We start from the raw sequence: 16,795 nt of genomic DNA on the forward strand, positions 1-16,795 counted from the left end.
CATGGCCGGAACGACCGCGGACGAAACGGAGTCACGGTGGTCGATGGCTGTCCCGTCGGACTGGCGCGTGCTCGCGTGGTCGAGCGCGGGCTTTCTGCTGGTCGCCGTCCAGGCCGGAGCGCTCGCGGAGTTCGTCTTCGGCTTTCTCGCCGACGCGCTGGCGTTCGTTCCCGCCGTCGGGCCGCTTGAGTCGGTGCTGTCGTGGTCAGTCGGCGCGGCGAAGACGGCCGACGCCGCGGCCGCCGAGGTCCCGACGCTGCTCTCGCGGGCGGTGTTCCCCAACGAGGGATACTGGAACGGCGAGCGCTGGGTCGGGACCTTCATCGGGTTCCGGCCGGGGATCGCCTGGGCGGTCCGAGTGCTGGCGGTGTACGCCTACGCCTTCGGGTTCGCCGCGTGGGCCTTCGTCGGCTACCGGCTGTATCGACGCCGCTACCGCACCGCCCAGTGGACGCCGCGCGACGACATGGTCGATCGCTTCCGCTCGCACGGGTGGGGCAAGTTCGGTCTGGTCGTCGTGTTCATGTTCGTCGTGATGGCGGTCTTCGCCCCGACGCTCGGCCCGACAACAGTCGATCAGAACATGCGCAACTCATACACCCACGAAATCGACTACTGGAACGCGGACACGGGGCAGGTCGAGACGATCACCGTCGGGGAAGCGAACCTCAACACGCAGTCTCGCGGTGACAACCCCCAGACGGTCATGCCCTTCCAGACCGACCAGTACGGCCGGTATCACCCCTTCGGGACGCTGCCCAACGGGCGTGACCTGTTTACCTTTATCGTCGCCGGATCGCGTATCTCGCTGCTGATCGGGCTGCTCGCGGTGGGTCTGAGCGCGTTCCTGGCGACGTCGCTGGCACTGGTCGCGGCCTACTACAAGGGCCGTGTCGACCTCGGGCTCGTGTTGACGTCAGATTCGGTGATGGCGATGCCGCAGCTGCTGTTGTTGATCATGCTCACGTCGGTCCTGGCCGGGACGTGGATCGACGGCATCTACAGCGGCGGGTTCCTGCTGGCGCTCATCTTCGCGTTCACCGGCTGGACGTACATGTGGCGGTCGCTGCGCGGTCCCGCCCTACAGATCTCCGAACGGCAGTGGATCGACGCCGCCCGGAGTTACGGTCAGACGCCCCGGAAGATCATGCGCAAGCACATGCTGCCCTACATCACGGGCTACCTGCTGATCTACGGGTCGATGACCCTCGGCGGTGCGATCATCTCGATCGCCGGGCTGTCGTATCTCGGACTGGGCGTCTCGGCCCCGACGCCGGAGTGGGGCCGGGCGATCGAGATCGGCCAGGAGTACGTCAACACCGGCTCCTGGCACATCTCGCTGATCCCCGGCGTCCTCATCACGGTCGTCGTCACTGGCTTCAACGCCCTCGGTGACGGGATCAGAGACGCGATCGATCCGCAGTCCGACGCCGCGGACGGCGGGGTCGCAAGCACCGGAGGTGGCGCATGAGCGACCCCTTGCTGGAAGTTCGAAACCTCCGGACGGTCTTCCACACCGAGCGGGAGGCGATCCACGCCGTCGACGGCGTCAGCTTCGACATCCGCGAAGGCGAGTCGGTCGGCCTGGTCGGCGAGTCCGGCTCGGGCAAGTCCGTGACGGCCCGCTCGATCCTCGGCCTCGTCGAGCGACCCGGTTCGATCGAGAACGGCGAGATCGTCTTCCGGGGTGAGGACCTGACCGAGGACAACTGGGAACGCCACCGCGGGGACATCTCGATCGTCTTCCAGAACCCGGGGACGTCGCTCAACCCCGTCTACACGGTCGGCAACCAGATCAAGGAGGCGCTGAAGATCCACGAGGGTCTCAGGGGGAAAGAAGCCACCGAGCGAGCGATCGAACTGCTCGAAGCGGTCGGCATTCCCGACGCGGGCATCCGCGTCGAGGAGTACCCCCACCAGCTCTCCGGCGGAATGCAACAGCGTGTCGTCATTGCGATCGCGCTCGCGTGTGACCCGGACCTGCTGGTCTGTGACGAACCGACGACCGCGCTCGACGTCACGACCCAGGCGCAGATCCTGGACCTCCTCGAGGACCTCCGGCGCGAGGAAAACCTCTCGCTGCTCTTCATCACGCACGATATGGGCGTCATCGAGGAGGCGACCGACCGCGTGAACGTGATCTACGCGGGCGAGATCGTCGAGACGGCACCGACCGAGCAGCTGTTCGACGAGCCGGCCCACCCCTACACGCGCGCCCTGCTCGAGAGCATTCCCGGACAGGTCGACCCCGACGAGCGACTCCCGACCATCGAGGGCGAAGTGCCGACGCCGACCGAACCCGCGACCGACTGTCGGTTCGCCGACCGCTGTCCGGCCGCCGGACCGGCCTGCCGGAACACCCATCCCGACACGATGGATGTCGGAGACGGCGACACCGAGCACACGGCCGCGTGTCTGTTGCACGACGGCCGCTATCACCTCGAGGAGGACCCTGTCGAACAATGAGCAATCGCGTATCTCCACGTCACGACGCCGCCGACGAGTCGTCCGACGAACCGTTCGTCTCGATCCGGAACCTCAATACCTACTACGACAGTTCCGGGATCGTCACTTCGTCCGATCCGGTCCGCGCCGTCGACGGCGTCTCGCTGGACATCCACGAGGGCGAGACCGTCGGCCTGGTCGGCGAGTCCGGGTCCGGAAAGACGACACTCGGCCGGACGCTGCTGGGGCTTGAAGACGCCGACGCCGGGACCGTCGAAGTCGAGGGGAGGGACGTGACCGCCCTCTCCGGTGACGAGCGCCGGGAGTGGCAACAGAAGGCCGCGTTCGTCTTTCAGGACCCCGAAGAGAGCATGAACGAGCGGATAACGGTCGGCGAGATCGTCCGCGAACCGCTGGAGGTCCACGACTGGCCGACGGTCACCGTCGAGACGGTCGGTCAGTCGCTCGCGGTCGCCGGCGACGCCGTGCCCGCCGAGGGGGACACCCCCGATCTGTTCGTCGACGTAACGGGGAGCGACCCCGAGGTAACGGTCCGGGACCGACTGCCGCTGCGTCCCGACGACATCGCCGTCGAGCGTGACGGCGACACGGTCGCAGTCGAACTCCGAAAGCACCCGGAGGAAATCCGCCAGGACCGCGTGTTCGATCTGCTGGCGGCAGTCGGACTCAGCGAGGAGCACTACTACCGCTATCCCCACCAGTTCTCCGGCGGACAGCGCCAGCGGATCGGCATCGCCCGCGCGCTCGCGCTCGACCCCGAATTGCTCGTGCTCGACGAGCCCGTTTCCGCGCTGGACGTGAGCGTTCAGGCCCGGATCATCAACCTCCTCGAGGAGTTGCAGGACGACCTCGGGCTGACGTACCTGTTCATCGCACACGACCTCTCGGTTGTCAGGCACATCGCCGACCGAGTCGCAGTCATGTATCTCGGAACGATCGTCGAGTCGGGACCCGCAGCGGACATTTTCACCGACCCCGAACACCCCTACACGGTGTCGCTGCTGTCGGCCATCCCGGGAAGCGGGTCGCCGTGGGACGGCGACCGAATCACGCTCCGCGGGACGCCGCCGAGTCCTCGCGATCCGCCGGCCGGGTGTCCGTTCGCGACGCGGTGTCCGGCGAAGATCCGACCGGACGACTGGGACATCCCGGAAGCGACATGGCGCGCACTCGACACGCTGTATGCGGTCTTTCGCACCCGTGCCCGATCGGAAACCTCGGCAATGGACTACCTGAACCGGCTGCTCGGCCGCGAGATCGACAGCTCGGCGCTCACCGAACTCCGCTCGGAACTGATCGACACCCACGAGCTACCGGAAGACGCCCTCGAGATCGTCGAATCGGCCTTCGAGACCGCCCGACACGGCGACGACGAGGCGGCCGCAGTGGAGATTCGTGAGGCCTTCGGCTCCCGATGTGACGCCGAACATCCGGACCCCGAAGACGGACCGCGAACGAACCGGTGTCTCCGACGCGAACACCAGTACGACGACGCGCTGACGACGCTGTCGCGTCGAAGCGGTGACGACGACGCGGGCCTCGATTCGAACTAGAACTCCCCGAGTCGCGCCTGATCGCCGCCGTCGGTGAACTCCCCGGCGCGCTCGATCGTCGCCGCGAAGGTCGCTTCCTGACTGCGGTCGTACAGCGTCGCCGCCGGATGGACCGACACGAGGACGCGTCGCGTCTCCCCGGCGACCTGCGCGTCGAACAGTTCGCCGGCCTCGCTCGTGACGGCCACGTCTCGCTCCAGCAGGTGCTCGCTGGGCACTTTCCCGAGCGTGACGATCACCTCCGGATCGACCCGATCGATCTCCGTCTCGAGGTATCCCCGGCAGTTTTCGAGTTCTTCGCTCGTCGGATCGCGGTTCTCGGGCGGGCGACACCGCACGCAGTTGGTGATACGGACGTCCGGCCGCGCCAGTCCGGCGTCGCGCAGCGCCTCGTCGAGGACGTCACCGCTGCGACCGACGAACGGTTCGCCCTCCTGGTCTTCCTGAGCGCCCGGCGCTTCGCCGACGAACAGTAGATCCGCGTCGGTCGGGCCGACGCCGTTGACGATCCGGCTCCGCAAGTCGACGAGGCCACCACAGCGCTCGCAGTCTGTCACGCGCAACTGCTCGTCCATGCTGTCGAGTGAGGGGTCCGGAACCATTAACGCTCACAATTCCCGCCGGAACGCCGCGGCGGCTCTGGCCGCCGCCCGGGCGACTCGCAACGGCTCGGGCCGGCCGCCCTCCGGTGTGAACGCCCGGACGATTCGGTCGGCCTCCGACCCCGAACACCCGACGGCCCGGACGTAGACGGTCTCACCGTCGAGATCGACCACCCGCCGCGGTGGCTGGTCGCGATAGGTCTCCAGCCGGCGTGCGAGCGTCTCACCGTCGAAGGCGTCCCGCAGGGCCGGCTCCAGCCCCTCGCTGTCCTCGAAGGAGACGGACAGCACCGGCCGATCGACCGCCTCGGCGATCGCATGCAGGTCAAGCAGGTTGTACCAGGCCGGGGCGATCCCGGCCAGCAGGACGTACCGGACGTCCGGGCGATCGAGCCGGTCGAACAGTTCGATCACCGACGGGGTCGCGTCGCTGCCGCCGACCGTACACTGCCCGAAAACGAAGCCGTCGACGACGCGATCGGCACGCACGACCGCGCCGGCGAGCGTGCTCGTCGCCCCGCGATAGGACTCGGCCACGCCGAGGGCCCGAACCCCCGACTTCATGGCGATTCATACTGCCGGCTGTACGTTCGTAAAGATATTCGCAGGGTGGCGAATTCCTTCAGTTTGTTACAGCCGGCAGTATCAGAGACGGTTCGATCGGATCCGGCCACGTCAGGTGTTCTCCTTGATGTCCGAGAGGCGGTCGATCAGTTCGTCGTTCGAGGCCGTGAACTCGAACTCGACATCGCCGTCGTGGGCGTTCTGATCGGCAGAAACGCCGCCGTCGTCATCGAGGTCCGTGTCGTACTCCTGGTTCTCCTGTTCGGATTCGTCGTAGCTCCCGAACCCCATGTTCGTCTAGACGTGTGGGTCGGAATCCAAAAAATGTCGCTGAAAATTACCATCGGGTGGTCCGCGGAACAATACGGCGATTTTCCGGGACGTTTCGACGGGGCGATCCCCATCATATTTGTTTCCGACCCACACATAGAGGACCGTGAACGAACGGGCAACGCGGGCGCTATCGGTCGGGCGGACGCTACTGGGAGTTGTACGTCGGTCGCCGCTGACGCTGTTGGCCGCGGCGATCGCTTACTACGCGTTCGTTTCGCTGCTTCCACTGTCGTTGCTGGCGCTGTCGATCGCCTCGGCGCTCGGCGGGGACGCGCTGGCCGAGACAGTCGTCGCCCAACTGGGCGACGTCCTCACTCCGAGCGGCGAAGAACTGGTCCGGTCAGCGCTGACGACCGCTCGTGGACGCGGCGGCGCGACCGCGATCGGGGTCGCCGTCCTGCTGTGGGGCGGACTCAAGTTCTTTCGGGGCCTGGATATCGCCTTTTCGATGATCTACGGCACTCAGCGGCAAGTGACGCTGTTCACGCAGTTCCGGAACGCCATCACGGCGCTGTTCGCTGTCGGCGTCGCCGTCGGCGCGGTCGTACTCGCGGCCGCGCTCGCCGGTCTGGTCGGCGTCTCGGCCCCGACGGTAATCGCGCTCCCGGTCGTCCTGACGGCCGCGTTCCTGCCGCTGTACGTGATCTTTCCGGACGTCGACCTGCGCGTCCGCGAGGCGCTGCCCGGCGCTGCGTTCGCGGCCGTCGGCTGGACCGCTCTCAGTGCCGTGTTCCAGGTGTACGCCGCCAGTACGGGCGGATCGGCGCTGTACGGCGTCCTCGGCGCGGTCCTGCTGCTCGTGACGTGGTTCTACGTCGGCGGCCTCCTGTTGCTTGTCGGGGCGGTGCTCAACGGCGTCCTCGCCGGCGATGTCGAGGCCGTCGAAGACCGGCAACTACAACAGGGTGCGCACCGAGACACCGAACAACGAATGAGCGACTCGGGGGCCGACGACGCCGACGGTGGCACCGGCGAGTCCAGACAGCGCGAGGACCGCGATCTGCAGGCCGAACTCGAGGAGTTGCAGACCCGGATCGACGAGCGGACGCTCCATCGCGACGAGATCGAGCGCGATCTCAAACGCTACGTCCGCAAGCGTGTCCGGCGTGGCCACGCCACCGGCTGGGGCCCGTATCTCGTGCTCCTGTACGGCACGGTGATGACGCTCGGTGCGTTCTATTTCCTGTCGGGCTGGATCGCGTTCCTCTCGATGATCGTGATCTGGCTGTCGACGCTCGGGCTGTACGCGCTGATGCTGCTGGTCGGCGTCACCGTCAGTGCTGCCGGACTGCCCGGAGCGCTACTCGATAAAGCGCGGGACTTCCGTCGCTGACGATGCGGGGGATCGGACTCCCGTCGCTACTGGCGGAACTGTTCGGTCCGCTCGTCGTCGTCTTCGCACTGCTCACCCAGCTCGGTGACACCTGGTTTCTCTTCGCGCTCGTCGTGTCGAGCTACTGGTTCGGGCCGCACACGCCCCGGATAGGCGACGGACTCGACCGTCGTCGTGGCGCCATAGTCGTCGGGCTGTTGTTGCTGGCGTTCGTGCTCGTCTATACGACCAAGCCGCTGTTCGGCTTGCCGCGCCCGCCTGGTGCGGCGGTTCCCCCTCGCGGCGACCTCGTTCCCGACGCACTGGCCGGCGTCTACGAGTGGCTCTCGACGTCGAGCGGCTTCGGGTTCCCGAGCGGACACGCCACGGGATCGACGCTGGTCTACGGCGGACTCGCCTGGGCCGTCCGGATCGGCTCCCCTCGACGCCGGGCAGTGATCGCGGCCGTCCTGATCACCGTCGTCTCGCTGTCGCGACTCGCGCTGGGAGTGCACTACCTCGTCGACGTGCTCGCGGGGACGGCGCTGGCGCTGACGGGGCTTGCGGTCGCGATTCGACTCGCGACGCCCCGTCGAGTCTTCGGGCTCGCGGCGGCCGTCGGATTCATCGGACTGACCGCCGTCGGTCCGACCCCGGATCTCCTCGCGAGCACGGCCATGGCAGTCGGCGCGACGGTCGTCTGGACCGGGTTCGGTGACGAACTCCTCGCGACGCCCTCACGAGCGGGCGCGCTCGCGACGGCCGGCGTCGGCGCTGTCGTCGCCGTCCTGGGTGGGGGGCTTGCGCTCCTGGTCCGGACGGGCCCCCTTCTGAGCGGGGGCGGAGCGCTGCTGGTCGGCGCGGGAATCGTCGCGATGCCGCTGGTCGGCGACCGCGTCGCGAAAACGGTCGCTGCGCAGAACTAGAACGTCTCCAGGTAGCGGTCGACCTCCCACTCGGAGACGTCCACGAGGTAGTCCTGAAACTCCGAGCGCTTGGCCTCGACGAACTTCTCTCCGATGTGCGGGCCGAGCGCCTCGAGCACGACGTCGTCGTCTTCGAGCGCGTCGATCGCCTCGCCGAGGTTGGTCGGCAGCGTGTCGATGCCGTACTCCTCGCGTTTCTGCTCGTCGAACTCGTAGATGTTCTCCCGGACCGGGTCGGGGCAGTCGAGGTCGCTCTCGATCCCGTCGAGCCCGGCGTGGATGAGCGCCGCAAAGGCGAGATAGGGGTTGCACGACGGGTCGGGGAAGCGAGCCTCGATCCGGCTGGCGGCCGGGACGCGAGCGGCAGGTTTGCGGATCAGCGCCGAGCGGTTGCGGTCGCTCCAGGCGACGTACACCGGTGCCTCGTAGCCGGGTACCAAGCGCTTGTAGCTGTTGACCGTCGGGTTGGTGACCGCGGCGAGCGCGGGCGCGTGTTCCAGCACGCCGGCGATGAAGCTGTGGGCCGTCTCGCTGAGGTTGAACTCGTCGTCCTCGTCGTGGAAGGCGTTTTCGCCGTCCTCGAACAGCGAGATGTGGGTGTGCATGCCCGAGCCGTTGATCCGCGGGATCGGCTTGGGCATGAACGTCGCGTGCAGGTCGTGCTCGGCGGCGATCGCTCGAACGACCGCCCGGAAGGTCGCGACGTTGTCGGCGGTCGACAGTGCGTCGTCGTAGGTGAAGTTGATCTCGTGCTGGCCTCGCGCGACCTCGTGGTGGCTGGCCTCGATGTCGAAGCCCATGTCCTCCAGCCCGTAGATGATGTCCCGGCGGACGTCGCTGGCGAGGTCTTTCGGCGCGAGGTCGAAGTATCCCCCGGCGTCGCTGGTCTCCGTCGTCGCCCGCCCTTTCTCGTCTTCCTCGAACAGGAAGAACTCGGGTTCGGGCGCAGCGTTGACCGTGTAACCCATCTCCGCGGCCCGGTCGAGCGCGTCTTTCAGCACGCCGCGCGGGTCGCCGACGAACGGTTCGCCGGTCGAGGTATCGTGGACGTCACAGATGAGCCGCGCGCTGTTGCCGCCGTCGATCTCGTCGCGACTGCGCCACGGGAGAATCGAGAACGTCGACGGGTCCGGAACCAGTCGCATGTCCGATTCCTGGATCCGCACGTAGCCTTCGATCGAGGAGCCGTCGAAGTAGATCCCCTCGGTAAACGCCTTCTCGGCCTGATCGGCCGGGATCGAGACGTTCTTGACCGTCCCCAGAATGTCCGTGAACTGCAACCGCAGGAAATCCACGTTCTTTTCCTCGATTTCGTCGAGGACCGCCTGTTCCTCCGTTGTGAGTTCGCCTGTCATTGTGATCTACAGGTGTGAGATATGGGGCTGGTATAAAAACCCTGCTGCTTTGCGCAATTCTGGTCGAACCACGAGCCAGAAACCCATATTCGTAAAATTCTAATGGGCCGGTTGCGAGTAGCGCTAGTATGACGTACGAAAATCTGGATCGGAAACTAGTGAATGCGCTTCTGGGTGACGGGCGGGCGAGTCTCCGGAGTCTCGCCGACGACCTGAACGTCTCGGTAACGACCGTCTCGAACCACCTCTCGACGCTCGAAGACGAGGGGATCATTCAGGGGTACACGCCGAAAGTCGATTACGACAAACTGGGCTACGACGTGACAGCGATCGTTCAGTTGAAAGTCGAAGGGAGTGCGCTCCCGGAAGTGACAGAGACGCTCCGCCAGCACGATCAGATGATGAGCGTCTACGAGGTCACCGGCGATTACGACGTCATCGCCGTCGGGAAGTTCCTCGACACCGACGACATGAACGACCAGATCAAGGGTCTGCTGACCGACCCCGAAATCAACGAGTCGAACACGAGCGTCGTGCTCAACGCCGCGAAGGAACACGAACAGTTCGACCTGGATACCGAGTGAGAGGAGGCCGCTGTGACGATTTGCCGCTCCGCCCGGACGTCGTCGATAGCGTCCGCTCCGCCGATCGGATCGGTCGGCTGGCAGAATGGGGAACCTTCATGATCGTCGGCGAACCATGCAGTCGTATGTTGCCCGGGGATGACGGGGGTGTCGTTCCGCAGATCGACGCCGTCACGTCGCTGCTCGGGGAACGCCCAGCAGTAGCAGTCGGTGCTGTCCTCGTCGTCGCACTCGTCGTCGGCTGGGCGCTGTTCTCTCGTCGGGGACGGTCGCCGGCGACTCGCTTCCGGCGCGTGCTGGACGACCACGACGAGGTCGCGATCCTGCTCCATCCGGACCCCGACCCGGACGCGATGGCCTCGGCGATGGGGGTCCAGTCGCTCGCGCAGGCGGTCGAGACGGACGCGACGATCCACTATCCGGGACAGATCCGCCGGCCGGAGAACCGCGCGTTCGAGACCGTTCTCGAGCAGGACTTCGAGCACGTCGAGACGGTCGGCGACCTCGAGACGGAGGCCGTCGTGCTGGTCGACCACAACGAACCGCGGGGGTTCCAGGGTTCGGAGGGCGTCGACCCGGTCGCCGTCGTCGACCACCATCCCGGCGAGGGGACGGGCGAGGCGTTCACCGACGTCCGTTCCGAGTACGGGGCGTGTGCGACGATCATCGCCGAGTATCTGCAGGAACTCGGCTGGGTACCGATCGATGCGGAGGACGGGCCGACGATCCCGGACGCGCTCGCGACCGGGCTCCTCTATGGCATCCAGTCCGATACGAAGTATCTGACGAACGGCTGTGCTCCGGCGGAGTTCGACGCTGCCGGGTTCCTCTATCGGGGCATCGACGAGGAACTGCTCAATCGGGTCGCCAATCCGGGGGTCGACGCAGAGGTGCTCGAGGTCAAGGCGCGGGCGATCACGTCCCGCGAGGTCCGTAACGCCTTCGCCGTCAGCGACGTCGAGGCGGTGAGCAACGTGGACGCGGTCCCGGAGGCGGCGGACGAACTCCTCCGACTGGCGGGCGTGACAGCAGTCGTCATCATCGGCCGACGCGACGAGACGCTCCACCTCTCCGGACGTTCGCGAGACGACCGCGTGCACATGGGCAAGGCGCTGAAAACCGCCGTCGAGGACATCCCGATGGCCCAGGCCGGCGGCCACGCCCGCATGGGCGGCGGCCAGCTCTCGATCGAGCACATGGAGGGGATCGGGCCCGGGGACGGACTCTCTGTCGAGGAGTTGCGCGATCGCCTGTTCGAGGCCATGACCGGCGAGTTGCAGTGACCGCGACGCGCGTCGGTTCGGAAACCGCCGCCACCACGCGACTTTTGGGCGTTCCCGCCCAACCGCGTCCATGGCGACCTACGAGGGGACCTGGGCCTACCGCGACCGCTTTCATGAGACGTTCGCCCGGACGTACTTCCGGCCGTTCGGCGACCTCGCCGTCTCCTCGATCGGGGTCGGCACGTACCTCGGCGACCCGACCGACGAGGTCGATGCGTCCTACCGGGCGGCGATCGTCGAAGCGCTCGAGTCCGGAATCAACGTCCTCGACACGGCGATCAACTACCGCCACCAGCGCAGCGAACGGGTCGTCGGCCGGGCGATCGATGAGAGCGAAATCGACCGCGAGAGCGTCTTCCTGGCCACTAAGGGCGGGTTCCTGCCGTTCGACGGGGCTCGACCGGACGATCCCGGCCGGTACGTCTCCGAGGAGTTCGTCGCGCCCGGGATTGTCGACCGCAAGGATCTGGTCGCGGGCCAGCACTGCATCGCGCCCGCCTACATCGACGACCAGCTCGACCGCTCGCTCGACAACCTCGGCGCGGATCACCTCGACCTGTACTACCTCCACAATCCCGAGACGCAACTCCGGGAGCGATCCCGCGAGGCGGTCTACGACCAGCTCGAGGCGACCTTCGAACGCCTCGAACGCCGGGTCGAAGCCGGCGACATCGGCGCCTACGGCGTCGCGACCTGGGACGGGTTTCGCGTGCCCGCCGGCGACCCGAGCCACCTGTCGCTTCCCGAAGTGCTCGGTCGCGCCGAGCGTGCGGCCGCGGCGGTCGGGGCCGACGCACATCACTTCTCCGCCGTCCAGTTGCCGTTCAACGTCTCGATGGCCGACGCGTTCACGACCGCGGCCCACGACGGCCGGACCGCGCTGACGGTCGCGAGCGAGCACGACCTGCACGTCTTCGCCAGCGCGAGTCTCATGCAGGGGGAACTGGCCCGGGAGATGCCAGATCGGGTCGAGGCCGAACTCGCCGGCGAGACGCGCGCACAGCGGGCGATCAACTTCGCACGGAGCGCCCCCGCCGTGACGAGCGCGCTGGTCGGGATGGGGTCGCCCGAGCACGTCGAGGAGAACGTCGCCGCCGGGACGTTCGAGCCGATGGGCGCGAACGCCTTCGACGCGGTCTTCGAGTGACACCGGTCTGACTGGCTGCCCGCTGCAGTGTGACCTCTCCGTCCGGAACGTTCGTGTCGGAACGGGGCGTAGTCCGCCCGTGCCCAAGACAGCGCCCTTCGAGGAACACACCGGTCGATACGAGCAGTGGTTCGAAACCCACGAAGCGGCCTACCGGTCCGAGCTGGCGGCGCTCGAACGCCTCGTCTCCCCGGCGGGGGACGGAATCGAGATCGGCGTCGGGAGCGGTCGTTTCGCCGGCCCGCTCGGGATGGACGTCGGGATCGACCCCTCGGCGGCCATGCTCGGACGTGCCCGCGAGCGCGGGATTGAGGTAGTTCGAGGCGTCGCGGAGTCGCTCCCGTTCGACGCGGCGACGTTCGACACCGTGCTGATACTGCCGGCTGTAACAAACTGAAGGAATTCGCCACCCCGCGAATATCTTTACGAACTTACAGCCGGCAGTATGAGCGTGACGACGATCTGTTTCGTCGACGACATCCCGCAGACGCTGGCCGAGGCCGCCCGCGTGCTCGAACCGGACGGGGAACTCGTACTCGGCTTCATCGACAAGCACAGCCCCGTGGGCGAGATTTATCAGGAGACGAAAGACCAGAACCCCTTCTACAGGGACGCGGTCTTCGTCTCGACCGACGAACTGATCGAGGCGCTCGAAGCCGCCGGATTCACCGACTTCGAGTTCGTCCAGACGATCTATCACTGGCTCGATGAGATCGACGGGCTCGAGCCGATCGAGTCGGGATACGGGGACGGCTCTTTCGTAGGGATCAAGGCGACGCGGTAGCTCAGCCCACTTCCTTCCACTCCCGGCCACACTCCGGACAGACCCGGACCGTGCCGATCTCGTCGGGGTCGTTCTCGGATTTGAGCGTCTCGTCGCACTCGGCGCACATGAGCCGTTCGTAGGTGTCCTTGACGATGTCACCCGACCGGAGCCCCTTCCTGACAGATTCCATACGAGGGGGTATGCGAGGGACTCTCAAAAAGCCCGTGGCAAGTCGAGTCGGTTCGCAACCCTTGAGACGCGGCCGTTCGAAGGCGTGGTGTGACACGACGCCGGCTGTTCGGCTCGCTGTGTACGCTCGTCTTCCTCGTCAACCTCGCCCGCGTGGTGTTCGCGCCGCTGGTCGAACCGCTCCAGGCGGCGTTTACCACGACCAACGCGACGATCGGGCTGACCGTGACGCTGGCGTGGCTCGGCAGTGCACTCCCGCGGATCCCGACCGGTTATCTGCTGACGCGCGTCCCGCGTCATTACGTCGTCGGCGCGACCGGACTGGTCCTGGCCGCCGCCTCGGCGTTCATCGCCGCGGCCGACACCGTCCCCGAGGTGATGGTCGGCGCGTTCCTGATGGGGATCGCCAGCGGCGCGTACTTCATCGCGGCCAACCCGCTGGTGAGCGAGCTGTTCCCCCGTCGAGTCGGCACGGCGCTGGGCGTCCACGGGATGGCGAGCCAGATCGGCGCGGCCGTGGCCTCGCTGCTCGTCTCGGTCGCGCTGTTCGTCGGCGACTGGCGGACGACCTTCCACGCCATCGGCCTCGCCGCGCTGCTCTCGACGGTCGGCTTCGCTCTCATGGCCCGGCGGACCCAACTCCCCGAAGCCGGTACCGACGACCGGGACCTGCTCGCGGCCGTCCGCCACCAGTGGCGGATCGTCCTCGCCGGCGTGGTCGTCATCAGCGCCAGCGGCTTCGTCTGGCAGGGCGTGTTCAACTTCCTCGACAGCTATCTGCGCACCCGCGGCTTTTCCGGCGGTGACGCTCGATTGCTGCTGACAGGCGTGTTCGCGGCCGGCGTCCCGGCGTTCGCAGTGACGGGGTGGCTGGCCGACCGCGTTCGGATCGTCCCCCTCCTGCTGTCGATCCTGGCCGGCTTCGCGCTCTGCGTGTTCGCGCTGACGCTGCCCTTTGGCACGGTCTGGGTGGTCGCGGTCGCGCTGGTGATGGGGTACGTGATCCACAGCCTGTTCCCGGCGATGGACACCTACCTGCTGGGCTCGCTGCCGGACCGTCACCGCGCCAGCGCCTACGCCGTCTACAGCGGGACGATGATGCTCCTGCAGGCGACGGGCAGCTGGGCCGTCGGGCTGCTGACCGACGCCGGGTTCTCGTTCCCCCTGATCTACCGATCCTTTGCCGTCGGGCTGGCCGTCATCCTGCTCGCGCTCGTCGTCACCTACCGGGCGGGCCGGTTACCGACCGGGGCGCGAGCGTGATGGATCTTCGTCCGACTCCGACCCATTCATAGTGATCGTTGTACGTCCCTTCCGGATTGACCGCACGCAGTCGTGCGGTCGCACCGGTAAATCGGTACAACGGTCACTATCATACTGCCGGTTGTAACAAACTGAAGGAATTCGCCACCCCTGGGTGGCGAATATCTTTACGAACGTACAGCCGGCAGTATCACTCTGTGGACGGCCAACGACGAGAACGCTCACTCGTCAAGAAAGACATCGAAATCGCGGGCGGGCGACCGAAAGCCACCCTCGTCAATCCATCGTTTGAGATATGCGTCTGCTGTCTCTGCAGCGATACGTCCGTCCTCGACGAACCGTACCAGGAGGCCAATTGATCCGGTCAGGTCTACACCGCGCTGCACAGCGGTTGTACGCGCATCACCGTCGTCAGTGACGACCATGCCATCTGTGACTTCAGCAACGGCGAGCGCCTGTGCTTCTCCGGGATCTAGCGATTCGAGAAGGTTCTTTTCGATCTCCTTTGCCGACCCAGAGGGATTGACAACGGGGATCTCCTCTCCAAGGACAGCCAACGCGTGCTCGACGTACCGGTGGGTTTCAGCTCCGTCGTCAAGCTCTTCCTGAACAGCGTCCACTGTTACGAGGCGAGGAAGGTCCACCAGTAACTCAACGCTGTCTACGTGCGCAAAGTTCGAAAGAACAGTCGTGTTGAGAACTGTCGCGTGTGTCGGTGGGTCTCTCATTCGAGGTTACGAGCGGCTTCAATTTCGTCTCTCGCGGCATCCATGTCTTCGGGACCGAACCGCAGTTCCACCCCTTCCTCTCGCAGTATGTCCCGCATCTCGAACCGGTTGACACCGGCAAGCCGAGCAGCCGTACCGAGGGTGATCTCACCGTCTTCGTACAGCGATACCGCAGCTGCGATCCGTGCGTTCTGGTTTGCTTCGAAATACTCACGGAGCACATGCCGAATCGCGTCGCTCTTGTTTTCGAAGATTCCCGCTCTGATAGCACCCTCCATGAGATCGGTGAGGTCGTCTGGGATGGTCGCAGTCGTTCGGGACATGCCTCTACCCCAATCTACGCGTTCATACATCATATGAATTATGCCGTGGCTCTTTCGGCCTGGTCGATTGTCATACTGCCGGCTGTAAGTTCGTAAAGATATTCGCCACCCCGGGTGGCGAATTCCTTCAGTTTGTTACAGCCGGCAGTATCAACTTGGAACACCTGCCGGCGCTGGTATCCACTGGGTTTCCCGCATCCAGACCGACGGCACGGGCGAGCGTTTATCCCAGTCGCAGCCGCAGTTGCCGGTGATGGAATACGTCCAGGAACGGGTCACGACGCTCCACGATTTCGACGGGGCCGACCCGGACGCGCCGACCGATCGAGCGACGGTCGTCGTCCCGATGACCGAGCGCGATCACGCGAGCCTCGCCGCCGAGCGGGTGTTCTCGACGCTCGAAACCGTCTCGCCCGGTCGCGTGCTCGTCGCGCTCCGTGCTGATCCGGGCCGCGTGGGCGAGGTTCGCACGTGGCTTGAGACGTTCGACCTCTCGCTTTCGATCCTGTGGTGTGATTCGCCGCCGCTGGCCGAGGCGCTCGCGTCCGCGGGGCTAGACGGCCGCCGCGGCAAGGGTCGGGACATCTGGCTGGCGCTGGGCGTCGCCGCCGCAGAGAGCGAGTTCGTGGTCGTCCACGACGCCGACGCGAAGAGTTACGCACCGACGCACGTCCCGCGACTGCTCTTCCCGCTGGCTCGCGGGTTCGCGTTCGCGAAGGGCTACTACGCCCGCGTCGAGAACGACCGCCTGTACGGTCGGCTCAACCGGCTGTTCTACGCGCCGCTCGTCCGCGCGCTCGAAGACGCTCACGACGCGCCGATCCTCTCGTATCTGGCGGCGTTCCGGTACCCGCTGGCCGGCGAGTTCGCGACGACTGCCGACCTCGCCCGTCGGCTCCGGGTGCCCCGCACCTGGGGGCTGGAGGTCGGGACGCTCGGCGGGGCCTTCGAGTACGCCGGTTTCGAGGACACTGCGCAGGTCGATCTCGGCCAGCACGAACACGACCACCGCTCGGTCGGCGGTCCCGACGGCCTCAGCGAGATGTGCCGGTCCGTCGGCCGGGCGCTGTGGTGGGTTCTCGAAGACGCCGGCGTCGAACCCGACTTCGAGACGCTGCCGGGGACGTATCGCGAGCACGCCGAGACGCTGATCGAACAGTACGCGGCCGACGCGGCGTTCAACGGGCTCGCCTACGACCGGGACGACGAGCGCGAGCAGATCCGGACCTACGCTGAGACGATCGCTCCGCCGGAGACGGACACGCGCCTTCCCGCCTGGACGGACGCGCCGATCCCGCCCGAGACCGTCCGCGAACGCTCCCGGGAAGGACTGGACGCTGCCGAGTGATCTCATACTGGCGGCTCCTGACCTCCACCCACCGTGAACAGCAGTTGCTGAAG

19 protein-coding genes are annotated in these 16,795 nt (G+C 66.4%); 12 read left to right on the forward strand and 7 right to left on the reverse strand.

The features are described 5' to 3' along the window. Position 1 precedes the first annotated feature (1 nt). From HSR122_RS13975 to HSR122_RS13985, 3 genes are read left to right on the forward strand one after another with little or no spacing between them, the layout of a single operon-like run. Positions 2-1,471 (forward strand): ABC transporter permease, encoded by a 1,470-nt coding sequence (locus HSR122_RS13975; RefSeq protein ID WP_229110413.1) that lies wholly within the window; start codon positions 2-4, stop codon positions 1,469-1,471. Continuing rightward, positions 1,468-2,466, forward strand: a complete 999-nt coding sequence (locus HSR122_RS13980; protein WP_229110414.1) for an ABC transporter ATP-binding protein — start codon at positions 1,468-1,470, stop codon at positions 2,464-2,466. Before HSR122_RS13975 ends, HSR122_RS13980 begins: the two co-directional genes overlap by 4 nt. Then, the gene (locus HSR122_RS13985; protein ID WP_229110415.1) at positions 2,463-4,019 is read left to right on the forward strand and encodes an ABC transporter ATP-binding protein; all 1,557 of its coding nucleotides are present in this window, start codon (positions 2,463-2,465) and stop codon (positions 4,017-4,019) included. The genes HSR122_RS13980 and HSR122_RS13985 overlap by 4 nt, the downstream gene beginning before the upstream one ends. Here HSR122_RS13985 and HSR122_RS13990 read toward each other — a convergent pair. The 3 genes from HSR122_RS13990 to HSR122_RS14000 form a co-directional block, all read right to left on the reverse strand. Then, positions 4,016-4,594 (reverse strand): uracil-DNA glycosylase, encoded by a 579-nt coding sequence (locus tag HSR122_RS13990; RefSeq protein WP_229110416.1) that lies wholly within the window; start codon positions 4,592-4,594, stop codon positions 4,016-4,018. The two genes, HSR122_RS13985 and HSR122_RS13990, sit on opposite strands and share 4 nt — an antisense overlap. A gap of 33 nt (positions 4,595-4,627) precedes the next feature. Continuing rightward, the gene (locus HSR122_RS13995) at positions 4,628-5,185 is read right to left on the reverse strand and encodes an endonuclease dU (protein WP_229110417.1); all 558 of its coding nucleotides are present in this window, start codon (positions 5,183-5,185) and stop codon (positions 4,628-4,630) included. Positions 5,186-5,296: 111 nt separating this feature from the next. Beyond that, on the reverse strand, positions 5,297-5,476 hold the full coding sequence (locus HSR122_RS14000) for a DUF5786 family protein (RefSeq protein ID WP_229110418.1): 180 nt from the start codon (positions 5,474-5,476) through the stop codon (positions 5,297-5,299). Between the two features lie 145 nt (positions 5,477-5,621). On the opposite strand from HSR122_RS14000, the gene HSR122_RS14005 reads away from it, so the two are divergent. Then, complete coding sequence (locus HSR122_RS14005) at positions 5,622-6,851, forward strand: YihY/virulence factor BrkB family protein (RefSeq protein WP_229110419.1); 1,230 nt, start codon at positions 5,622-5,624, stop codon at positions 6,849-6,851. 2 nt (positions 6,852-6,853) lie between these two features. After that, positions 6,854-7,756, forward strand: a complete 903-nt coding sequence (locus HSR122_RS14010) for a phosphatase PAP2 family protein (protein ID WP_229110420.1) — start codon at positions 6,854-6,856, stop codon at positions 7,754-7,756. Here the strand turns inward: HSR122_RS14010 and glnA are convergent. Further along, entirely contained in the window at positions 7,753-9,111 is a 1,359-nt protein-coding gene (gene glnA, locus HSR122_RS14015) for a type I glutamate--ammonia ligase (RefSeq protein WP_229110421.1), read from the reverse strand. The two genes, HSR122_RS14010 and glnA, sit on opposite strands and share 4 nt — an antisense overlap. A 128-nt stretch (positions 9,112-9,239) precedes the next feature. On the opposite strand from glnA, the gene lrp reads away from it, so the two are divergent. From lrp to HSR122_RS14040, 5 genes are all read left to right on the forward strand, one after another. Beyond that, positions 9,240-9,695 carry an HTH-type transcriptional regulator Lrp gene (lrp, locus tag HSR122_RS14020; RefSeq protein ID WP_229110422.1) on the forward strand — a complete coding sequence of 152 codons (456 nt, stop codon included), beginning with the start codon at positions 9,240-9,242 and terminating at the stop codon, positions 9,693-9,695. Between the two features lie 125 nt (positions 9,696-9,820). Next, on the forward strand, positions 9,821-10,978 hold the full coding sequence (locus tag HSR122_RS14025; protein WP_229110423.1) for a DHH family phosphoesterase: 1,158 nt from the start codon (positions 9,821-9,823) through the stop codon (positions 10,976-10,978). A gap of 70 nt (positions 10,979-11,048) precedes the next feature. Continuing rightward, a complete protein-coding gene (locus tag HSR122_RS14030) occupies positions 11,049-12,125 on the forward strand; it encodes an aldo/keto reductase (protein ID WP_229110424.1) in 1,077 nt (358 codons plus the stop codon). 79 nt (positions 12,126-12,204) lie between these two features. Continuing rightward, complete coding sequence (locus HSR122_RS14035; RefSeq protein ID WP_229110425.1) at positions 12,205-12,522, forward strand: class I SAM-dependent methyltransferase; 318 nt, start codon at positions 12,205-12,207, stop codon at positions 12,520-12,522. 48 nt (positions 12,523-12,570) lie between these two features. Beyond that, on the forward strand, positions 12,571-12,909 hold the full coding sequence (locus HSR122_RS14040) for a class I SAM-dependent methyltransferase (RefSeq protein ID WP_229110426.1): 339 nt from the start codon (positions 12,571-12,573) through the stop codon (positions 12,907-12,909). A 1-nt stretch (position 12,910) separates the two neighbouring features. On the opposite strand, the gene HSR122_RS14045 is transcribed toward HSR122_RS14040, so the two are convergent. Beyond that, complete coding sequence (locus HSR122_RS14045; protein ID WP_229110427.1) at positions 12,911-13,081, reverse strand: HVO_0758 family zinc finger protein; 171 nt, start codon at positions 13,079-13,081, stop codon at positions 12,911-12,913. Positions 13,082-13,170: 89 nt separating this feature from the next. Here HSR122_RS14045 and HSR122_RS14050 point away from each other — a divergent pair, with 89 nt between their 5' ends. After that, positions 13,171-14,343 carry an MFS transporter gene (locus tag HSR122_RS14050; RefSeq protein WP_229110428.1) on the forward strand — a complete coding sequence of 391 codons (1,173 nt, stop codon included), beginning with the start codon at positions 13,171-13,173 and terminating at the stop codon, positions 14,341-14,343. A gap of 221 nt (positions 14,344-14,564) precedes the next feature. On the opposite strand, the gene HSR122_RS14055 is transcribed toward HSR122_RS14050, so the two are convergent. Together HSR122_RS14055 and HSR122_RS14060 are read right to left on the reverse strand one after the other, a co-directional pair. Next, complete coding sequence (locus HSR122_RS14055) at positions 14,565-15,071, reverse strand: twitching motility protein PilT (protein ID WP_229110429.1); 507 nt, start codon at positions 15,069-15,071, stop codon at positions 14,565-14,567. Next, on the reverse strand, positions 15,068-15,394 hold the full coding sequence (locus HSR122_RS14060; RefSeq protein WP_229110430.1) for a UPF0175 family protein: 327 nt from the start codon (positions 15,392-15,394) through the stop codon (positions 15,068-15,070). Before HSR122_RS14060 ends, HSR122_RS14055 begins: the two co-directional genes overlap by 4 nt. A 253-nt stretch (positions 15,395-15,647) precedes the next feature. On the opposite strand from HSR122_RS14060, the gene HSR122_RS14065 reads away from it, so the two are divergent. Continuing rightward, the gene (locus tag HSR122_RS14065) at positions 15,648-16,742 is read left to right on the forward strand and encodes a glycosyltransferase family protein (protein ID WP_229110431.1); all 1,095 of its coding nucleotides are present in this window, start codon (positions 15,648-15,650) and stop codon (positions 16,740-16,742) included. Positions 16,743-16,795: the final 53 nt, after the last annotated feature.

It is taken from the genome of Halapricum desulfuricans, from assembly GCF_017094525.1.
In the GTDB taxonomy this organism is placed as follows: domain Archaea; phylum Halobacteriota; class Halobacteria; order Halobacteriales; family Haloarculaceae; genus Halapricum; species Halapricum desulfuricans.

Bases quoted from the DNA above. Each gene is read 5' to 3' on its own strand.
- HSR122_RS13975 (WP_229110413.1), top strand. From the start codon at position 2: ATGGCCGGAACGACCGCGGACGAAACGGAGTCACGGTGGTCGATGGCT.
- HSR122_RS13980 (WP_229110414.1), top strand. From the start codon at position 1,468: ATGAGCGACCCCTTGCTGGAAGTTCGAAACCTCCGGACGGTCTTCCAC.
- HSR122_RS13985 (WP_229110415.1), top strand. From the start codon at position 2,463: ATGAGCAATCGCGTATCTCCACGTCACGACGCCGCCGACGAGTCGTCC.
- HSR122_RS13990 (WP_229110416.1), bottom strand. From the start codon at position 4,594: ATGGACGAGCAGTTGCGCGTGACAGACTGCGAGCGCTGTGGTGGCCTC.
- HSR122_RS13995 (WP_229110417.1), bottom strand. From the start codon at position 5,185: ATGAAGTCGGGGGTTCGGGCCCTCGGCGTGGCCGAGTCCTATCGCGGG.
- HSR122_RS14000 (WP_229110418.1), bottom strand. From the start codon at position 5,476: ATGGGGTTCGGGAGCTACGACGAATCCGAACAGGAGAACCAGGAGTAC.
- HSR122_RS14010 (WP_229110420.1), top strand. From the start codon at position 6,854: ATGCGGGGGATCGGACTCCCGTCGCTACTGGCGGAACTGTTCGGTCCG.
- glnA (WP_229110421.1), bottom strand. From the start codon at position 9,111: ATGACAGGCGAACTCACAACGGAGGAACAGGCGGTCCTCGACGAAATC.
- lrp (WP_229110422.1), top strand. From the start codon at position 9,240: ATGACGTACGAAAATCTGGATCGGAAACTAGTGAATGCGCTTCTGGGT.
- HSR122_RS14025 (WP_229110423.1), top strand. From the start codon at position 9,821: ATGTTGCCCGGGGATGACGGGGGTGTCGTTCCGCAGATCGACGCCGTC.
- HSR122_RS14030 (WP_229110424.1), top strand. From the start codon at position 11,049: ATGGCGACCTACGAGGGGACCTGGGCCTACCGCGACCGCTTTCATGAG.
- HSR122_RS14040 (WP_229110426.1), top strand. From the start codon at position 12,571: ATGAGCGTGACGACGATCTGTTTCGTCGACGACATCCCGCAGACGCTG.
- HSR122_RS14045 (WP_229110427.1), bottom strand. From the start codon at position 13,081: ATGGAATCTGTCAGGAAGGGGCTCCGGTCGGGTGACATCGTCAAGGAC.
- HSR122_RS14055 (WP_229110429.1), bottom strand. From the start codon at position 15,071: ATGAGAGACCCACCGACACACGCGACAGTTCTCAACACGACTGTTCTT.
- HSR122_RS14060 (WP_229110430.1), bottom strand. From the start codon at position 15,394: ATGTCCCGAACGACTGCGACCATCCCAGACGACCTCACCGATCTCATG.
- HSR122_RS14065 (WP_229110431.1), top strand. From the start codon at position 15,648: ATGGAATACGTCCAGGAACGGGTCACGACGCTCCACGATTTCGACGGG.